This window comes from Belnapia sp. AC561 (assembly GCF_979252845.1).
Window position 1 is genome coordinate 1 of record NZ_CEEDBP010000206.1, and the last position, 276, is coordinate 276.

The 276-nt window shown below is 73.6% G+C and carries 1 protein-coding gene; it reads left to right on the forward strand.

Annotated elements, in window-relative coordinates:
- A partial coding sequence (locus AC0IW9_RS30775; RefSeq protein WP_471652102.1) for an ABC transporter substrate-binding protein occupies positions 1-276 on the forward strand: 276 nt, incomplete at both ends.

The following is a 276-nucleotide window of genomic DNA, read 5'->3' on the forward strand; positions in this document are numbered from 1 at the left end:
GGCGAGCCCCGCGCAGTGGGAGAAGCACCGCGCCGCCAGCCCCAATGCCGAGACCGCCTGGCACAGCTTCGCCCGCGAGCCCGCCGGCACCGGGCCCTTCAAGCTGACCCGCTTCGTCGCCCGTGAGCGGGTGGAGATGGTGCGGAACGACGCCTACTGGGGCACCAAGGCCAAGGCCGACCGCATCGTGCTGCTGCCGCTCCCGGAGGCCAAGGCCCGCACCGCGGCGCTGCTTTCGGGCCAGGTGGATTGGATCGAGGCGCCGGCGCCGGATAC